Here is a 17,851-nt window from a genome sequence, read left to right as displayed (position 1 = left end):
GGCCTGGGGGATGGCTGCGAGGTCCGACTCCGTGGCGGACAGCGGCGGGATGGACACCGGCTCGGGCGGGGAACCCTCGGCTGCCGGGAAGTCCGGCTGAGCTTCGGTGGACAGGGTCCCGGCGGGGGCCGCGGGCGTCGTTCCTCCGGTGGCGGCCAAAGCGGCAGCGGCTCCGGTTTGGGTCCCGTGAGTGATGTTGGGGTCCACGGCGGGGGCGAGCCGCTGGCCCTGTGCGCTACCTGCGGCGTCCGTGCCGCCGTCGTACGCGAACGACGGCGTGCCCAAGGCGACGCTCGGTGTCTGTTGACCCGCCGTTTGATGACCGGCCGCAGAGGAGGAGAGGGGTTCCGGGCTTGAGGAAGATCCCCCCAGCTGGCCGGCGGCAGGCGGAATGAGAGCCAGAGCGCAGATCATGGCCGCCAGTGTCCGTGCCGAAATTTTCCTCAAGCCAACCCCAGATCCTTTGGTGCCGCCCCTTCAAAGGGAGGTGCACCGTCACAACCGCAACATCAACCTCATTCTGTATCGACGATGACATTTCGTAACAGCAGCAACAGTAACGCTGCAAAACGGGGGCGGCAATGGATGCGGTATTTTTGAGTGTGCTGATCTCTGACCGCGATATTCGTGCCGAAATTGATTCCCAACGGATTGTCCTGGACCCGTATGACCCGGTGATGGTCCAGCCGTCCTCCGTGGACGTCCGGATTGACCGGTTCTTCCGGTTGTTCGACAACCACAAGTACGCGCACATCGACCCCGCCGAGGACCAGCCTGAGCTGACGCGGCTGGTGGAAGTGGACGCGGGAGAGCCATTCATCCTGCATCCGGGCGAGTTCGTGCTGGGCTCAACCTATGAGACCGTCACGCTGCCGGACGATATTGCGGCGCGCCTTGAGGGAAAGTCTTCGCTGGGGCGGCTGGGGCTGCTGACGCACTCCACGGCAGGGTTCATCGATCCCGGGTTCTCCGGGCACGTCACGCTGGAGCTTTCCAACATGGCAACGCTGCCCATCAAGCTGTGGCCAGGCATGAAAATCGGCCAGTTGTGCTTCTTCAGGCTGAGCTCGGCCGCGGAATTCCCCTACGGCTCCGGTGAGTATGGCAACCGCTACCAGGGCCAGCGCGGCCCCACCGCCAGCCGCAGCTACCTGAACTTCCACCGCACCGAGATCTGAGAGAGCGTCGCCCGAGAAGCGGCAGGATCTGAGAGAGCGTCGCCCGAAAAGCGGCAGCATCTGAGAGAGCGTCGCCCGAGAAGCGGCAGCATCTGAGAGAGCGTCAGATGGGGCGGGCGGCCGGCCGGGGTTTCGCCGGACGGCGGAACATCTTGACCACCGGCTCCACGTAGCGTGCCGCCAGCGGGCCCATGATGGCCATGATGAGCACGTAGGCCGTGGCCAGCGCAGCGAGGTCGTGCGGCACCACGCCGGACGCTACTGCCAGCCCGGCGATGACGATGGAGAACTCACCGCGGGCAATCAATGCGGCCCCGGCGCGGAAACGGCCCGGCAGGGCAATTCCTGCCCGCTTGGCCGCCCAGATTCCCGTGATCATCTTGGTGACGGCCGTGAGGACCGCCAGGATCAGCGCCCACCCCAGGACCGGCGGGATGGACGAGGGGTCGGTGTTGAGGCCAAAGACCACGAAAAAGATGGCGGCGAATAAATCCCGCAGCGGCTCGAGGATCCGGGTCGCGCTGTGAGCGGTGGCGCCTGATATGGCGATGCCCAGCATGAACGCCCCCACTGCGGCCGAGACCTGCATGGCAGCGGCAAGGCCGGCAACCAGGAGCGCAGCGCCGAGGAGGTTCAACAGGAACACCTCGGAATTTTCGCTGTGCACCGCCTTGGACACATGGTGCCCGTGCCGGAGGGCCACCACCAGCACCACCGTGACGACGGCCAGTGAAATCCCGACGGTCTGCAGTCCCACCAGGAAGCTGACCCCGGCAAGGGTGGCCGTGAGGATGGGCAGGTAGATGGCCATCGCAAGGTCCTCGAACACCAGGATGGACAGCACCACCGGGGTTTCGCGGTTACCGATCCGGCCGAGGTCCGTGATCACCTTTGCCGCAATGCCGGAGGAGGAGATGTACGTGACGCCGCCCATCACCATGGCTCCCACCAGGCCCCAGCCGAGCAGAACGGCCAGCGCTGCCCCGGGAATGAAGTTCAGCACGAGGTCCAGAACGCCGGCCTGCCATGACCGGCGCAGCCCGGTGACCAGCTCCGCCGCCGTATATTCCAATCCGAGCATAAGCAGCAGGAGGATCACGCCGATCTCGCTCGAAAGATGTGCGAATTCGTGCATGCCTTCGAGTTTGACCAGGCCGCCGGCCCCGAAAAACAGCCCGCCCACCAAATATAGGGGAATGGGGGACATCCCGATCCGCCCGGCCAGCCTGGCCAGCAGGCCAAGGCAGAACACGACGGCCCCCAGCTCGATGAGGGTTAGCGCGAGCGGGTCCATGCCGCTCAGCCGTTGCGCAGGATATCGGCCGCCGTATCTAGGCCTTCTTGCGTTCCCACCGCCACGAGCAGGTCACCGGGGTGAAGGACGACGTCGGGTCCGGGGGAGGGGAGCACCTCGCCTTCCCGCATGATGGCAACGATGGAGACGCCGCTGCGGGTGCGGATGCAGGCCTTGCCCATGGGCTGGTTATGGAACGGCGAGTCTCCGGCAATGGAGAACTGGCGTGTGACGATCCCGGGGATTTCGCGGTGCTCTTCGGAGAGTTGCATCGCCAGCCGCTGCCCGCCCAGCAGGTTGCCCAGGGCGGCGGCTTCTTCGGCGGTCAGGGGAATGGACGCCTGGCACGTGTCCGGATCGTCCCACGTGGAAACGATCAGTTCGGTCTGCCCTTCGCGGTACTCCACCACGCCGATGCGGCGCCCCGAAGCGGTCATGAAATCCTTGCGCCTGCCGAGGCCAGGGAGGTCTGTCTCATCCACGTTCATGGCACCAGCCTAGTCCGCGCAGAGGGCGTTGGAGGGCTGAAACGGCGAATTCCCCGCTGCCTGCTCAGGCCGCGGGAACGACCGCGATTTCCACCTTTCCCGGCGGCTTGACCGGCAGCAGCACCAGCAGCCCTGCCAGCAGCACCACCATGATGCCGAGGATGCCCCACCGCTGGGCTTCCCCCGGCGCCACGAGCGGCGAGGCCACGGCGATGCACAGGGTGAAGAGCGTCGGCGCCAGGAAGCTGACTGCGCGGCCGGTGGTGGCGTAGAGGCCAAAGAGCTCCCCGGATTCGCCGTGCGGCGCCAGCCGGGCAAGGTAGGCACGCGAGGAGGACTGGGCCGGCCCCACGAAGAGGCACAGGAAGAGCCCGAACACCCAGAAGGTGGTGGTGCCCGCCCAGGCCTGCCCGAAGAAGACATAGCTGCCGTTGCCCAGGACCAGGATGACCGTGCCGGCAATCAGCAGTCCGACGAGCGAACCGATGATGACGGCTTTTGGCCCGATGCGGTCGTCCAGGAAGCCGCCGATCATCGCTCCCACCGCCGCCACGATGTTGCCGAAGATGGCGAAGAAGATGACTTCCTTCAGTTCGAAGCCGAAGGTTCCCGCAGCGATGATCCCGCCGAACGTGAAGACGGCGGCCAGTCCGTCCCGGAAGATGGCGCTGGCGAGGAGGAAGAAGATGGTGTGCGGGCTGGTGCGGTAGATCGCTTTGATACGGCGCACCAGCAAACCGTAGGAGGCCAGGAACCCCAGCCTGGCGGCCTGCTGCGGCCGGGGCAGCTCCGGCACCGCGAACAGGACGGGTAACGCAAAGATGAAAAACCAGAGCGCGGAGAACACCGCGACGAGGCGGATGTTGAGGCTGTCCTCGGTGGAGGCCCCGAACCACGCGAAGCTGGGCTGGACGAACAGCTGCAGCACGATCAGCAGCGCGACGATGCCGCCCAGGTAGCCCATGCCCCAGCCGAAGCCGCTGACCTTGCCGATGTTCTTTGGGGTGGAAATCTGCGCCAGCATGGCGTTGTAGTTCACCCCGGCGAATTCGAAGAAGACGTTGCCGAGGGCGATGAGCGTGACGCCCAGCAGGAGGAACTCCGGCCGCGGAAAGACAAAGAAGCACAATCCGGTCAGGACCGCGACAGCGGCCGTGTTGATTCCCAGCCACAACTTCCGGCGGCCGCCGGTGTCCGAACGCTGGCCCGTCACGGGCGCCAGGACGGCGATGGCCGCGCCCGCGATCGCCAGGGCGCCGCCCAGCACCGCCGAGGCCTGGTCCTCGCCGCCGAATGCTTTGGACGTCAGGTACACCGTGAACACGAATGTGGTCATCACGGCGTTGAAGGCCGCCGAGCCCCAGTCCCAGGCGGCCCAGGCGAGGACCTTGCCCTTGCTGGTGGCCAGTGTTCCGGACTCCAGCTCGGACGGGGGCTGCGTAGCCGCTGAGGCGGTGGCGGGGTTCATAGGCTGAATGCTATCCGCCCCTAGCTAAACGGCGAGTGAAGGGGCGGTGGAAATTCCCCGGCGCCACGGGGAATCCGCGGCTCAGCGGACGGGTCGCTGGCAAAAGTGTTTGCGTCCGCTTGATAAACTGTCTGCACCGAACCTGACGAATGACCGCCTGCTCCAACTTTTGACAATCGAAATCCTGACGTTGCGGAGATACCTGTGATCACAGTCCTTGCCGTGCATTTCGCGGTGGCCGCTGTGGCGCCGTTTCTCTTCAGGAAATTCCGCAGGAACTCGTTCTACGCGCTGGCTGCGGTCCCCGCAGGCTCGTTTGTCTGGCTCCTCCTTCAGCACGGTGCCGTGTACCAGGTCGCGGCAGGCCAGGCGGCGCACTCCTCCACGGGCAGCGCGGTCACCGAGCTCCTTCCCTGGATTCCTGAGCTCAAGATCGAGCTCGCGTTCCGGATGGACCCGCTGGCCTGGATCATGTCCCTGCTGGTGCTCGGCGTGGGCGCCCTGGTGCTGGTCTATTGCGCCCGTTACTTCAAGAACAAGGACAGCAACCTCGGCGGCTTCGGCGCCCAGCTCCTGGCGTTTGCCGGGGCGATGTTCGGCCTGGTCACGGCCGATGACCTGCTCCTGATGTTCATCTTCTGGGAACTCACCACCGTCCTGTCCTACCTGCTGATCGGCTACGCCCGCACCAGGCTGTCCGCCCGGCGCTCGGCCCTGCAGGCCCTGATGGTCACCACCGCGGGCGGCCTGGCCATGCTCGTGGGCCTCATCATCCTGGGCTTCAGCGCCGGAACCTACCGGATCTCGTCCATCCTGGAGCTGGCCCCCGGGCTGGCGACCGGGCCGGCAGCGGGGGCCGTAGCGGCCGCCGTCGTCCTGATCCTCATCGGTGCCGTGACGAAATCCGCGCTGATCCCGTTCCATTTCTGGCTCCCCGGTGCCATGGCGGCGCCCACCCCGGTGAGCGCATACCTCCACGCCGCGGCCATGGTGAAGGCCGGCGTCTACCTCGTGGCGCGGCTGGCGCCGGGGTTCGCGGAAACGGCGTACTGGCTGCCCATGGTGCTGGGGCTGGGCCTGGCCACCATGCTGGTGGGCGGGTACCGCGCGCTCCGGCAGACCGACATCAAGCTGATCCTCGCCTACGGCACGGTCAGCCAGCTGGGCTTCCTCACCATGGTGGTGGGCCTCGGCAAGCCGGACGCGGCGCTGGCCGGGCTGGCCCTCCTCCTGGCCCACGGACTCTTCAAAGCCACCCTGTTCCTGGTGGTGGGCATCATCGACCACCAGTCCGGAACCCGTGACCTCCGCAAGCTGTCCGGCGTCTACACGTCCTCACGTGCACTGGCGGTTGTCGCGGCCGTCGGTGCCGCCTCGATGGCCGGCATCCCGCCGCTGGCAGGGTTCGTGGCGAAGGAATCGGTGTTCGAGGCCTTCGTGCACTACGGCACGGCATCGGATTCCGGTGCCTGGGGCATGGTGGTCATCGCAGGGCTGGTCCTGGGGTCCATCCTCACCTTCGCCTACAGCGCACGCTTCATGTGGGGCGCCTTCGCGTCGAAACCGGGCATCGAGCCCACCCCGTTCAAGGCCATCAAGCCGTCCTTCCTCGCCGCCCCGGCCTTGCTGAGCCTCCTCACCATCGTCTACGGCCTGTGGCCGGCACCGGTGGACGCGTGGATCCAGCCGTACGCTGCGGACTTCGTGCACGACGGCGGGGATCCGGCCAGCGCCGCGGGGCACCTCGCGCTGTGGCACGGCCTCACCCCTGCACTCGGCCTGACGGCCATCACCTTCGTTCTGGGCCTGGCCATGTTCTACGGCCGCAGCATCGTTGCCCGTGCCCAGGGCCGCGTGCCGGCGTGGGTGGATGGCGACCGCGCCTACCAGGTGACGATCGGCGCCCTGGACGACGTTGCCGTCTGGGTTACGGGACGCACGCAGCGTGGTTCGCTGTTCTTCTACCTCGCAGTGATCCTGACGGTGGCGTTCGCGCTTCCGCTGACCGCGCTGCTCATTGCCGGGAAGCCACTGCCCGACGGCCTGTACTTCATCGATCCCAATTCGCCGCTGCAGCTGGTGGCCGGTGCCGGCATCGTGATCGGTGCGCTGGCGGCCGTCCGGGCCAACAAGCGGTTCCTCGCGGTGCTGATGGTCTCCGTGACCGGCTACGGCATCGCCCTGATGTTCGCACTCCAGGGTGCACCGGACCTCGCCCTGACCCAGATGCTGGTGGAAACCATCATCCTGGTGGCGTTCGTCCTGGCCATGCGCAGCCTGCCGGCCGAACTCCGCGACCGCACCGGTGGCAAGTACCGGGTGATCCGCGTGATCATCGGTGTGGCGTTCGGAGTCACCATGATCTTCGTGGCCATCTACGCCATGGGTGCACGGGTTGCGACCCCCGTCGCGCTGGAGTTCCCGCGGCTGGCCTATGAAGGCGGCGGCGGACTGAACGTCGTCAACGTCACCCTCGTCGACATCCGGGCGTGGGACACCTTCGGGGAGATCTCCGTGCTGGCGCTCGCCGCCACCGGCGTGGCGAGCCTCATCTTCGTGAAGGGACGCGGCGACGGCATCCGCGCCTCGACGTCCGTGGCCGAGGGCACAGTGGGGCGGCGGTCCGCCGCAGGCCAGAGCTCGCGTGACAGCGCCGCACTGGCGCTGAGCCGCAAGTTCGCAGCATCCACCCGGGATGCCTGGCTGGTGGCCGGGCGCACCATGGCTCCCGAGCGCCGCTCCATCATCTTCGAAGTGGTGACGCGCCTGGTGTTCCACTCGATGATCGTGTTCTCCGTCTACCTCCTGCTGGCCGGCCATAACCTTCCCGGCGGCGGCTTCGCCGGCGGACTGACGGCCGGGCTCGCCTTGACCATCCGGTACCTTGCCGGCGGCCGCTTTGAACTACGGGAGGCCACCCCGGTGGGCGCCGGAACGCTCCTGGGCATCGGGCTGGCTACGGCCGCGGCATCCGGGGTGGTGCCGCTGCTGCTGGGCGGGCAGGTTTTCCAGAGCGCCATTATCGAACTGTGGCTGCCGGTATTCGGCGACATCAAGTTCGTCACCTCCACTATTTTCGACATCGGCGTCTACATCGTGGTGGTGGGCCTGGTGCTGGACGTGCTGCGCAGCCTGGGCGCCGAAATCGATGAACATTTTGAAGAAGACCCCGCCGGCGAGACCGAAGGGCAGGAACCCGAAGGCGTTCCCGCCGAAACCACCGGGAGGGGGAAGGCATGAGCGTCAACCTGACATTGCTGACAGTCATGGGCGCGCTCTATGCCTGCGGCATCTACCTGATCATGGAACGCAGCCTCACCAGGGTGCTGCTGGGCCTGATGCTGCTGGCCAACGCCACCAACCTGCTGATCCTCGCCACGGGCGGCTACGCCGGCCTGGCGCCCATGTTCAGCAAGGACACGGACCCCCGCGACTACAACGACCCCCTCCCGCAGGCACTGATCCTGACCTCGATCGTGATCTCCTTCGCGGTGACCGCGTTCATGCTGGGCATCATCTACCGAACCTGGGTGCTGGCCCGCCGCGATGAGATCCAGGACGACGTGGAAGATATCCGCGTCGCCGAAACCCCCAGCTTCGATGCCGAGGACGACTCCGAGATTCCGGTGGAGACCTCCGAGTTTCCGCTGACAATGATCGGCTCGGACGGCAGGGGAATTTCCGACTCGGGCGTTTCCGGCCCCGGGGACGGTGGCGCGACCGTGAAGGCGGGCGCCCGCACGATCAAAGCCAAGGACGCCGCCGCGGAAGAGCAGCCCGGCTCCCAAAACGTGACCCCCGGCCCGGAAGGAGGCGTGAAGTGAACATCGCAAGCTTTGCCCCGCTCGCCGTCGTACTTCCCATCCTCGGTGCCGCCCTGACGTTCGTGCTGATCCGGCACTCGCGGGCCCAGCGGGCCGTCAGTATTACGCTGCTCGCGCTGACCCTCCTCCTGGAGTGTGTGCTGCTGGCCTCCGTCTGGGACGGCGGAACGGCTGCCGTCAACATCGGCGGCTGGCTGCCCCCGTGGGGCATCGTGATGGTGGTGGACCAGTTCTCGTCCCTGATGCTGGTGGTCTCCTCCACGGTCAGCCTCGCCGTGCTGGTGTACGCCACCGGCCAGGGCATGGCCGACGGCGACCAGGACGCACCGCTCTCGATTTTCCACCCCACCTACCTGATCCTGGTGGCCGGGGTGTCCAACGCGTTCCTGTCCGGGGACCTCTTCAACCTCTACGTGGGGTTCGAGATCCTGCTGACGGCAAGCTACGTGCTGATGACGCTCGGAGGAACGGGCCCCCGCATCCGTGCCGGCGTGACCTACGTGGTGGTCTCCGTGGTGTCGTCCGTCCTATTCCTGATCGCCATCGCCATGATTTACGGGGCCACCGGAACCATCAACATGGCGGACCTGGCCATCAAGCTCGCAGACCTGGACTCCGGTACGCGGATGCTGCTGCACGTGATGCTGTTGGTGGCCTTCGGCATCAAGGCGGCCATCTTCCCGCTGTCCTTCTGGCTGCCTGACTCGTACCCCACCGCGCCGGCCCCCGTCACGGCCGTGTTCGCCGGCTTGCTGACCAAGGTGGGCGTTTACGCGATGGTGCGCACCGAGACGCTCCTCTTCCCGGGGGACTCGCTGAACACCCCGCTGATGGTGGCTGCACTGCTGACCATGGTGGTGGGAATCCTGGGTGCCCTGGCTCAGAGCGATATCAAGCGTCTGCTCTCATTCACCCTGGTGAGCCACATCGGCTACATGGTGTTCGGGCTTGCCATGTCCTCCGTGGCAGGGCTCGGCGCGGCGGTGTTCTACGTGGCCCACCACATCACCATCCAGACCAGCCTGTTCCTGGTCACGGGCCTGATCGAACGCCGCGGCGGAAGCTCGTCGATCGACCGGGTGGCCGGCCTGGCCAAGCTGTCCCCGATCCTGGCCCTGCTGTTCTTCATACCCGCCATGAACCTGGCCGGAATCCCGCCGTTCTCCGGCTTCCTGGGCAAGCTCGGGCTGCTGCAGGCCGGCGTGCAGCTCGGCACCCCGCTGGCCTACGCCCTGGTGGTCGGAGGCGTCGTGACCAGCCTGCTGACGCTCCTTGCCGTCGCCCGCGTGTGGAACCGCGCATTCTGGCGCAAGCCCGAGGACGCAGAGAACCCCGACCCCGTGCTGCTGGCGGCCCCCGAGGACTCCGACACCGGCGACCGGGCGGGCAAACGCAACGTCACGCTCTTGCCGCGGACCATGGTGGGATCAACCCTGGGGCTCGTTGCCTTCGGCGTGGCGCTCACCGTCTTCGCCGGGCCGCTCTTCAGGGTGGCGGACCAGTCGGCCGTGGACATGCTGGACAGGTCCTCCTACATCCAGGCGGTGCTGGGCGAAAACGCTCCCGTGCCCCCGATCGCGCAGCCTGAACCTGCGGTCCCGCAGCCGGAAGGCCCGCAGCCGGAGGGCCAGAAATGAACCGCCGACGGATCTCTATCCGGCAGGAACTGCCCCTCCTCGTCTGGCTCGTGTTTGTCTGGTGTGCGCTGTGGCAGGACTTCAGCCCCGGAAACCTCCTGTTCGGCGCCCTCATCGCCGTGGTGGTGGCGCGGTTGTTCTACCTGCCCCCGGTGGAACTGGGCGGCCGGTTCAGCATTGTGCGTGCCGTCCCGTTTGCCATCGTCTTCCTTGGCAAGGTGGTGGCCGCCAGCTGCCAGGTGCTGTACCTGGCAGTGGCCCGCGGCCCCAAGGTGACCAACGCCGTCGTCGCCGTCCAGCTCCGCAGCCATTCGGACCTGATGGTCACTGCCACCGGCCACGTCATCTCGCTGATTCCCGGCTCACTGGTGGTGGAGGTGGACCGCTCCACGTCCACGCTCTACATCCACGGGCTGAACGTGCGGAGCGGGGAGGACATCGTGAGCCTGCGCAAGGAAGTCCGGGATGCCGAGGCAGCACTGATCAGGATCATGGGCACGCGTGAAGAACTGGCCGCACTGAAACAGGAGGTGGGCGCATGATGGAAGTCGTCCTGACCGTAACGGCCGTGATCCTGTCACTGGCGGCAGCGGGCGCCATTGTCCGGATCGCCATCGGCCCGTCGCTGTTGGACCGGGTGCTGGCCTCGGACGTGCTGCTGGCCATCATCGGGGCCACGCTCTGCATCGACATGGCCGTGAACCGGCACCTGAACAACCTGATGCTGCTGGTGGCGCTGTCCATCATCGGGTTCATCGGGTCCGTCACGGTGGCGCGCTTCGTGGCCGACCGGCGGGAGCACCCCAATGAATCCTGAACCATCCGCCGTCGACACCATCATTGACGCAGTCTCGGCCGTTTTTATGGTGGTGGGCGCCGTGATGTCCCTCGGCGCGGCCATTGGCCTGTTGCGCTTCCCCGACCTGATGAGCAGGATGCACGCCGCCACCAAGCCGCAGGTGCTGGGCCTATTCCTGCTGCTGGCTTCGGTTGGCCTGCAGCTGCGGACCTGGTGGGTGTGGCCCGTGCTGTTCGTGGCGTGGATCTTCCAGGTCCTCACCGTTCCCGTGTCCGCGCACATGGTGGGCCGGGCCGGCTACCGCACCAAGCACCTGCACAGGGAGCTGCTGACGACGGACGAGCTGGAGGCCGTGGTGCAGAAGGCAGCGGACAAGAAAACCGCCGATAGGCAGGACCCGGGCAGGCAGGACTCAGGCAGGCAGGACCCGGACAAACGCGCAGCGCACGACGACGGTCCCGCCGATGACGGCGCCCCAGCCTAGGGGGACCCCGTAGGAAGGTTGGGGCCTAGACGATGTCCTGGCTCTTGGCGAAGCGGGTGATGGCACGCTGCGTGCCCCGGTTGGCCAGGACCTGGATGATGGCGCTGACAGCCGCGGAGATCAGCGCAAAGGTCAGGGCGCTGCGCAGGGTGGTGGGGACGTCGTTCTTGTCGCCCTTGGGGGGCTTGCGGCCGGTGACCTTTTCCCAGACGACGTCAACGGCCTTCGTGCCGGCGAATCCGGCCAGCAGGCTCACTCCGGTTCCAAGCAGCTTGATGAAAAAACTCATTCCAGTACCCCTTACAGGTGGGAGACGGCGGAAACAGGGCTTCCCCTAGCCTAGCCGCATCAGCCCGCCCCCATCACCGCGCATTGTGACAGTCGGCCCCGGGATTTCGCGGGCCTGCGGGTGTAAACTGAGCCACGCCCATAAGGGCGAATTAATACGACAGGGGAGCGTCGCCGTCGGGGTCACTGGAGCAGTCCAGGAACCGGAGGCGGGCGCTGAGAGTGCGGGCAGCCGCAGACCCTCGAACCTGATCCGGTTAGTACCGGCGCAAGGGAGTCGAGTTCTCAGAGTGTCCGGCAGCAGGCGGCGGAAGCCGCGGCCCTGGCCGGGAAACACTCTCCCCTCCTGTACCTCAGGAGGACGACATGACTGATATTTCTGCAAAGCAGGCGTTGCCGCACAGCAAGTACACCTGGCGCGTGGTGGACATTGTGGTGGCTGCGTTGATCGCAGTGGCCGGCGGCGTCATTTTCTGGGCCTGGTCCCAGGGGGCCGCCGCCGTTTCGCCGGCCATGAACGCCGTTTACCCGCCCCTGACCGGCCTCATCGCCGGCGGCTGGATGATTCCCGCCGTCCTGGGCATGCTGATCATCCGCAAGCCCGGAGCCGCCCTGTTCTGTGAAACGGTGGCTGCCACCGGCGAGCTGATCATGGGCTCGCAGTACGGCGCCTCGGTGCTGTTCTCCGGCTTCGTGCAGGGGCTCGGCGCCGAAATCATCTTCGCGGTGTTCGTTTACAAGAAGTTCAACCTGCCCGTTTCGTTGCTGGCCGGTGCCGGTGCAGGCCTCTTCTGCGGCCTGAACGACTCGTTCGCTCCGTGGGGCTGGAACATCGCCTACGCTGCCGGCGACAAGCTCGCTTACATCATTTTCACCGCCATTTCCGGCGCCATCATTGCCGGTGCGCTGTCCTGGGTCGCCACCCGCGGCCTGGCCCGGACCGGTGTGCTCAGCTCCTTTGCCTCCCGCAAGGCAGCAACGGAGCCCGTCTTCTCCTGACGAACGCACCCCGCTCATGACATCTTCGGACAACGTCCGCCCGGCAGCGGTCACGGCACGCGGCTGGGGCTGGCGGCACGCCGGCCGGTCCCGGCCCGCCGTCCGCGGCCTGGACCTGGACATTCAGCCGGGCGAACGCGTGCTGCTGCTGGGCCCCTCCGGCGCCGGCAAATCGACGCTGCTGCACGCCCTCGCCGGCGTGCTCGGCGACAGCGACGCCGGCGCCCACCACGAGGGCGTGCCGGACGCCGACGACTCAGACGAGACGGGCACCCTCCTGATCGACGGCGCCCCGCCGCGTGCACAGCGCGGCCGCGCCGGCCTGATGCAGCAGGACCCCGAGACGCAGGTGGTCCTTTCCCGCGTGGGGGACGACGTCGCCTTCGGCGCCGAGAACCTTGCCGTGCCTCGTGCGGACATCTGGACACGCGTGGGAGAAGCGCTCGACGACGTCGGGCTGGCCCGCCTGCCGCTGGACCACCCGACGTCGGCCCTTTCCGGCGGACAGAAGCAGCGCCTGGCGCTCGCCGGCATCCTTGCCATGCGCCCGGGACTGCTGCTCCTCGACGAGCCCACCGCCAACCTTGACCCCGCAGGGGTCCTGGAGGTCCGGGACGCCGTGGGCCGGTGCTTGGACAAGACCGGGGCAACGCTGGTGGTGGTGGAACACCGGGTGGGCGTGTGGAAAGACCTGGTGGACCGGATCGTGGTGCTGCAGCCGGGTTCGGCCACGGATTCCGCAGTGCTCCTGGACGGGCCGCCGGACCAGGTCCTGGCAGAAGCCCGGGACATGCTCGTTGCCGCCGGCGTCTGGGTGCCCGGGTACGTGCCCGCCACCCGGGCACGGTCCGGTGCCGCACTGGTGGGTGCCGCGGGAGCGCACGGTGCGGGAGTGAACGGCGCGGGAGTGCCGGCGGCCGCGGGTGTGCCCGGTAACGGGAACCTCCTGCTGGCCGCGGAGCGCCTAGCCGTTTCCCGCGAACGTCCACGCCGGCGCCGGTTCAAGGCGGTTCCGCCGGTACCGGTGCAATCCGGCATTACGGCGCAGGTCCGGGCCGGGCAGGCGCTGACCATCACGGGCCCGAACGGATCCGGCAAGTCCACGTTTGCCCTGACCCTCGCCGGGCTGTTGCGCCCGGTGGCCGGCAACGTTTCCGCCACGGTGGACCTCAGCGAAGGCGCCGGCATTGACCCGTACAAGTGGAAGGCGGAGCAGCTGATCGCGCGGATCGGTACCGTGTTCCAGGAACCGGAGCATCAGTTCGTCACCGGCCGGGTGCTGGACGAGCTGATGTTCGGTCCGCGGCATCTTGGCCATGGCGAGGAACGCGTGGATGAACTCCTGGAGCGCCTCCGGCTGACCAAGCTCGTGGACGCGAACCCCTACACTCTCTCGGGTGGCGAGAAGCGCAGGCTGTCCGTGGCCACCGTGCTGGCCGCCCATCCCCGGGTGCTGATCCTGGACGAGCCCACCTTCGGCCAGGACGCCAACACCTGGGCGGAGCTGGCGTCCTTCCTGTCGGAACTGCTCGACGCCGGCACCGCCGTGGTGTCCGTGACCCACGACCAGGAGTTCAGCGACGTCCTGGGCGGCACCGAGCTGAAACTGGGTGCGCCCGAACTCAAATTCGCCGGGCAGGAACCGGGCCTGCGCAACCCGGAGGTGGCAGCACCGTGAGGGACGCCTTGACCCTAACCGCGAACCACGCCCTGCTCACGCGGGCCAATCCGCTGGCCAAGTTCGCCGTCGTCATGCTGATGACCGTGGTGCTGGCGCTGTCCATCGACTGGGTGTCCGCCTCCGTGGCCCTGGCTTTCGAACTGCTGCTCTTCCCGCTGGCCGGACTGACCGTCGCGTTGCTCTGGCAGCGCGGCTGGCCGCTGATCCTGGCGGCGGCGCTGGGCGGCTGGAGCACCTCGATCCTGGCGCCGGACACTGGAAGGATCCTGCTCGACGTCGGCATCTGGTCCATCAGCGAAGGCTCGCTGGAGCTGGGGCTGGGTTTCCTGCTGCGGGGAGTGGCGATCGCCCTGCCCGCGGTGCTGCTGATGAGCTGCACGGATCCCACGGACCTGGCGGACGCCCTCGCCCAGAAGGCCAGGCTGCCGCACAGGTTCGTGCTGGGCACTCTGGCCGCCATGCGGCTCGTGGGCCTGATGGCTGAGGAATGGCAGACCATCGGCATGGCCCGGCGCGCCCGCGGCGTGGGCTCGCACGGAAGCCCGGTGCAGCGGCTCCGGGCAACGCTGGGGCAGAGCTTCGGACTCTTGGTCCAGGCCGTCCGCCGGGCGTCCCGGCTCGCCGTCACGATGGAGGCGCGGGGGTTCGGCGGTGCGCAGCGGACGTGGGCGCGGGAGTCCACGTACAGCACCCTGGACGTCTGGGTGGTCCTCGGCGGGCTGTTGATTGCGGCCGCGGCCGTATGGGCGGCCGTCAGCGCGGGAACCTGGAACATGGTGTTTCTCGAGCAGAAATAGGCCACACGTCACCGACATATCGCACGAAGTGGATATTCTGTGACTTCAACTGCAGTTTCCGGCGTTTCGCGCCGCTTAATAGCTCATGGGTGATATTTTCGTCTTATGACTCAAGAGACTGCTGAACACGTAGGCCTGCTGCTCCGCGATGCCCGCACCGAGAAGGGCTGGACCCAGGGGCAGCTTGCCGGCGAGCTGGGCACCAGCCAGAGCGCCATCGCCCGGATGGAGCAGGGCAAGCAGAACCTCAGCCTCAAGATGATCCAGCGGCTCGAAGCAATTGTGGGACGCAGCATCGTCAAGGTGGGACGGCCGCAGATGACGCACCTCCGGGTGGAAGGCGGCCGCACGCTGTCCGGGTCGGTGGACGTGAACAGCAGCAAGAACGCCGGCGTGGCCCTTCTCTGCGCGAGCCTCATCAACCGCGGCACCACCACGCTGCGCCGGCTGGCCCGGATCGAGGAAGTGAACCGGATCGTGGAGGTCCTCACCAGCATCGGCGTCGAATGCACCTGGCTCAATGCCAACGATCTGCAGATCCGCCGCCCCGCCGTCCTGGACCTCGGCTCCATGGACGTGGAGGCGGCCCGCCGCACCCGCAGCGTGATCATGCTGCTGGGGCCGCTCCTGGACGAATCCGCCGAGTACCGGCTTCCGTACGCGGGCGGCTGCGACCTGGGCACCCGCACCGTGGAGCCGCACATGCAGGCCCTGCGCCAGTTCGGCCTGTCGGTGGAAGCGACGTCCGGCTTCTATTCCGTGCAGGCACCTCCGGCCGACGGCGACAACCGCACCTTCGTGCTGAGCGAACGCGGTGACACGGTCACCGAAAACGCCATCATGGCGGCCGCCCACCGCCGCGGCACCACGGTGATCCGCAACGCCAGCCCCAATTACATGGTCCAGGACCTCTGCTTCTACCTGCAGGGCCTGGGAGTGGAGATCGACGGCGTGGGGACCACTACGCTGAAGATCTCGGGGCAGCCGTCCATCGACGTCGACATCGAATACTTCCCGTCCGAGGACCCCATCGAGGCGATGAGCCTGATCACCGCCGGCATCGTGACCAACTCCGAGGTCACCATCCGCCGGGTTCCCATCGAATTCATGGAGATCGAGCTCGCCACCCTGGAGCAGATGGGCCAGGAACTGGAGATCTCCGGGGAGTACTTTGCCCGCAACGGCCGCACCCGGCTGGTGGACGTCACCACGAAGCCTTCCGCGCTGCATGCCCCCACGGACAAGATCCACCCCATGCCGTTTCCCGGCCTGAACATCGACAACCTGCCGTTCTTCGCCGTCATTGCCGGCAACGCGGAAGGCCAGACCATGATCCACGACTGGGTCTACGAGAACCGCGCCATCTACCTGACCGAGTTGAACAAGCTGGGAGCCCGCGTCCAGCTCCTGGATCCGCACCGGATCTACGTGAACGGACCCACGCGGTGGCGCGCAGCCGAAGTGGGCTGCCCGCCGGCCCTCCGCCCGGCCGCGTGCATCCTGCTGGCCATGCTGGCCGCCCGCGGGGTTTCGGAGCTGCGCAACATCTACGTGATTGAGCGCGGGTACGAGGACCTGGCCGAGCGCCTCAACACCATCGGCGCGAAGATCGAGTACTTCCAGGACTAAACGACGGCTATGTGACGGCGCCTGTCTAACCGCCCGCCACGGGGGCACAATGTATGCATGCGAACTTTCGGGGTTGAGGAAGAGCTGCTGATTGTGGACCCCGTGACCGGGGAGCCGCTGGCGCTGGCGGACGCCCTCCTGACAGGGCGGAAGCTCGCTGCCGACGACGCTCCGGACAAACCGCGGATTCCGGACCCGCACGATCCAGCCCGTAACGACAGCGACACCGGGCTGACTGCCGAGCTGAAACTTGAGCAGATCGAGACGCAGACGCGCCCGTGCCTGGACTATGAGGAGCTGCTGCTGCAGATCCGCCAGGGGCGTGCCCTGGCGGACAGCGCCGCGAAGAAACACAATGCCCGCGTGGCAGCGCTGGCAACATCGCCCATTGCCTCCACAACGCACACCACGCCGAACCCCCGCTATGCCACCATGCAGGAGCGCTTCGGCCTCACCGTCCATGAGCAGCTGACCTGCGGTTTCCACGTCCACACTTTCGTCGAATCGGCTGAGGAAGGCGTCGCCGTCATCGACCGGATCCGGGACAAGCTGGCGGTTCTCACGGCGCTCAGCGCGAACTCGCCGTACTGGAACGGCGTTGAGACCGGTTTCGAAAGCTACCGCACGCAGGCGTGGAACCGCTGGCCGACGTCGGGCCCGTCCCAGATCTTCGGGACCCACTCCATGTACCGCCGCGTGGTCACCCGGCTGCTCGACAGCGGCGTGCTGCTGGATGAAGGCATGATCTATTTCGACGCGCGGCTCTCCCGGAACCACCCCACCGTGGAAGTCCGGGTGGCAGACGTCTGCCTGCATGCCGAGGACGCGGCCCTGATCGCCGTCCTTGTGCGCGGTCTGGTGGAATCGGCCAGCAGGGAATGGCGGGCCGGTGTGGACCCGGCCCCCGTACCCACAGTGCTCCTCAGGATGGCGGCGTGGCAGGCCAGCAATTGCGGGCTTCGGGGAGACCTGCTCGATTTCGGCACGTTCCGCCCGGCACCGGCCGCTGAAGTAGTGGAGGCGCTGGTGGACTACGTGGCGCCCGTCCTGGCCGAACAGGGCGAGCTGGAATTGGCCCGCGAAGGCATGCGCAGGGTCCTGGACCGGGGCACGGGCTCGGAACAGCAGCGCCGTGCCATGCAGGAGGGCCTGGCGGCCAGCTCGGACGCAGCCGCCGGGCTGGCTGCCGTGGTGGCCCACGCGGTGGATGTCAGCATGCGCCCGGCTGAAGCCATCACCGCGCGCGAGCAGGCGCCGGTGCTGTTGCGCGTCCGCCAGTCCTGAT

At 67.2% G+C, this 17,851-nt stretch carries 16 protein-coding genes, 1 pseudogene and 1 riboswitch; of the genes and pseudogenes, 12 read left to right on the top strand and 5 right to left on the bottom strand.

The features are described 5' to 3' along the window. Positions 1–447: pseudogene (locus tag AC07YR_RS21510) on the bottom strand (CAP domain-containing protein); the annotation flags it as partial. Between the two features lie 155 nt (positions 448–602). Here AC07YR_RS21510 and dcd point away from each other — a divergent pair. After that, positions 603–1,178, top strand: coding sequence for a dCTP deaminase (dcd, locus tag AC07YR_RS21505; RefSeq protein WP_028270970.1), 576 nt, complete (start codon positions 603–605; stop codon positions 1,176–1,178). 103 nt (positions 1,179–1,281) lie between these two features. On the opposite strand, the gene AC07YR_RS21500 is transcribed toward dcd, so the two are convergent. The 3 genes from AC07YR_RS21500 to AC07YR_RS21490 form a co-directional block, all read right to left on the bottom strand. After that, on the bottom strand, positions 1,282–2,472 hold the full coding sequence (locus AC07YR_RS21500; protein ID WP_494735194.1) for a cation:proton antiporter: 1,191 nt from the start codon (positions 2,470–2,472) through the stop codon (positions 1,282–1,284). Positions 2,473–2,477: 5 nt separating this feature from the next. Beyond that, a complete protein-coding gene (locus AC07YR_RS21495; RefSeq protein WP_436059021.1) occupies positions 2,478–2,960 on the bottom strand; it encodes a cation:proton antiporter regulatory subunit in 483 nt (160 codons plus the stop codon). 64 nt (positions 2,961–3,024) lie between these two features. Then, positions 3,025–4,428: an MFS transporter gene (locus AC07YR_RS21490; protein WP_436059020.1), complete on the bottom strand. Its 1,404-nt coding sequence runs from the start codon at positions 4,426–4,428 to the stop codon at positions 3,025–3,027. Between the two features lie 204 nt (positions 4,429–4,632). Here AC07YR_RS21490 and AC07YR_RS21485 point away from each other — a divergent pair, with 204 nt between their 5' ends. The 6 genes from AC07YR_RS21485 to mnhG are packed head-to-tail and all read left to right on the top strand — an operon-like array spanning position 4,633 to position 11,172. Next, positions 4,633–7,668: a Na+/H+ antiporter subunit A gene (locus tag AC07YR_RS21485; protein WP_494735193.1), complete on the top strand. Its 3,036-nt coding sequence runs from the start codon at positions 4,633–4,635 to the stop codon at positions 7,666–7,668. Next, positions 7,665–8,252, top strand: coding sequence for a Na(+)/H(+) antiporter subunit C (locus tag AC07YR_RS21480; RefSeq protein ID WP_436059018.1), 588 nt, complete (start codon positions 7,665–7,667; stop codon positions 8,250–8,252). Before AC07YR_RS21485 ends, AC07YR_RS21480 begins: the two co-directional genes overlap by 4 nt. Further along, the gene (locus tag AC07YR_RS21475; RefSeq protein ID WP_494735192.1) at positions 8,249–9,889 is read left to right on the top strand and encodes a Na+/H+ antiporter subunit D; all 1,641 of its coding nucleotides are present in this window, start codon (positions 8,249–8,251) and stop codon (positions 9,887–9,889) included. The genes AC07YR_RS21480 and AC07YR_RS21475 overlap by 4 nt, the downstream gene beginning before the upstream one ends. Next, a complete protein-coding gene (locus AC07YR_RS21470; protein WP_436059016.1) occupies positions 9,886–10,431 on the top strand; it encodes a Na+/H+ antiporter subunit E in 546 nt (181 codons plus the stop codon). The genes AC07YR_RS21475 and AC07YR_RS21470 overlap by 4 nt, the downstream gene beginning before the upstream one ends. Then, a complete protein-coding gene (locus tag AC07YR_RS21465) occupies positions 10,428–10,706 on the top strand; it encodes an MrpF/PhaF family protein (protein WP_028270962.1) in 279 nt (92 codons plus the stop codon). Before AC07YR_RS21470 ends, AC07YR_RS21465 begins: the two co-directional genes overlap by 4 nt. Beyond that, a complete protein-coding gene (mnhG, locus tag AC07YR_RS21460) occupies positions 10,696–11,172 on the top strand; it encodes a monovalent cation/H(+) antiporter subunit G (protein WP_436059015.1) in 477 nt (158 codons plus the stop codon). The genes AC07YR_RS21465 and mnhG overlap by 11 nt, the downstream gene beginning before the upstream one ends. Before the next feature lie 25 nt (positions 11,173–11,197). On the opposite strand, the gene AC07YR_RS21455 is transcribed toward mnhG, so the two are convergent. Continuing rightward, positions 11,198–11,461, bottom strand: a complete 264-nt coding sequence (locus AC07YR_RS21455) for a DUF4235 domain-containing protein (protein WP_055807026.1) — start codon at positions 11,459–11,461, stop codon at positions 11,198–11,200. 151 nt (positions 11,462–11,612) lie between these two features. Next, positions 11,613–11,753, top strand: a riboswitch (TPP riboswitch). A gap of 73 nt (positions 11,754–11,826) precedes the next feature. Between AC07YR_RS21455 and AC07YR_RS21450 the strand changes: the two genes are divergently transcribed. The 5 genes from AC07YR_RS21450 to AC07YR_RS21430 all read left to right on the top strand — a co-directional run bounded on the left by AC07YR_RS21450 (position 11,827) and on the right by AC07YR_RS21430 (position 17,850). Then, positions 11,827–12,459 carry an ECF transporter S component gene (locus AC07YR_RS21450; RefSeq protein ID WP_055807022.1) on the top strand — a complete coding sequence of 211 codons (633 nt, stop codon included), beginning with the start codon at positions 11,827–11,829 and terminating at the stop codon, positions 12,457–12,459. Between the two features lie 16 nt (positions 12,460–12,475). After that, positions 12,476–14,137 (top strand): ABC transporter ATP-binding protein, encoded by a 1,662-nt coding sequence (locus AC07YR_RS21445; RefSeq protein ID WP_436059014.1) that lies wholly within the window; start codon positions 12,476–12,478, stop codon positions 14,135–14,137. Then, entirely contained in the window at positions 14,134–14,937 is an 804-nt protein-coding gene (locus tag AC07YR_RS21440; protein WP_436059013.1) for an energy-coupling factor transporter transmembrane component T family protein, read from the top strand. Before AC07YR_RS21445 ends, AC07YR_RS21440 begins: the two co-directional genes overlap by 4 nt. 105 nt (positions 14,938–15,042) lie before the next feature. Then, on the top strand, positions 15,043–16,566 hold the full coding sequence (locus AC07YR_RS21435) for a UDP-N-acetylglucosamine 1-carboxyvinyltransferase (RefSeq protein WP_494735191.1): 1,524 nt from the start codon (positions 15,043–15,045) through the stop codon (positions 16,564–16,566). A 57-nt stretch (positions 16,567–16,623) separates the two neighbouring features. Continuing rightward, positions 16,624–17,850, top strand: coding sequence for a glutamate--cysteine ligase 2 (locus AC07YR_RS21430; RefSeq protein WP_494735190.1), 1,227 nt, complete (start codon positions 16,624–16,626; stop codon positions 17,848–17,850). The last annotated feature ends 1 nt before the right edge of the window (position 17,851 follow it).

It is taken from the genome of Arthrobacter sp. GW460-12-1-14-TSB2 (genome assembly GCF_059423525.1).
Note: the sequence above shows the minus strand (reverse complement) of the source record. Positions and strands in the feature narration are given on the sequence as shown.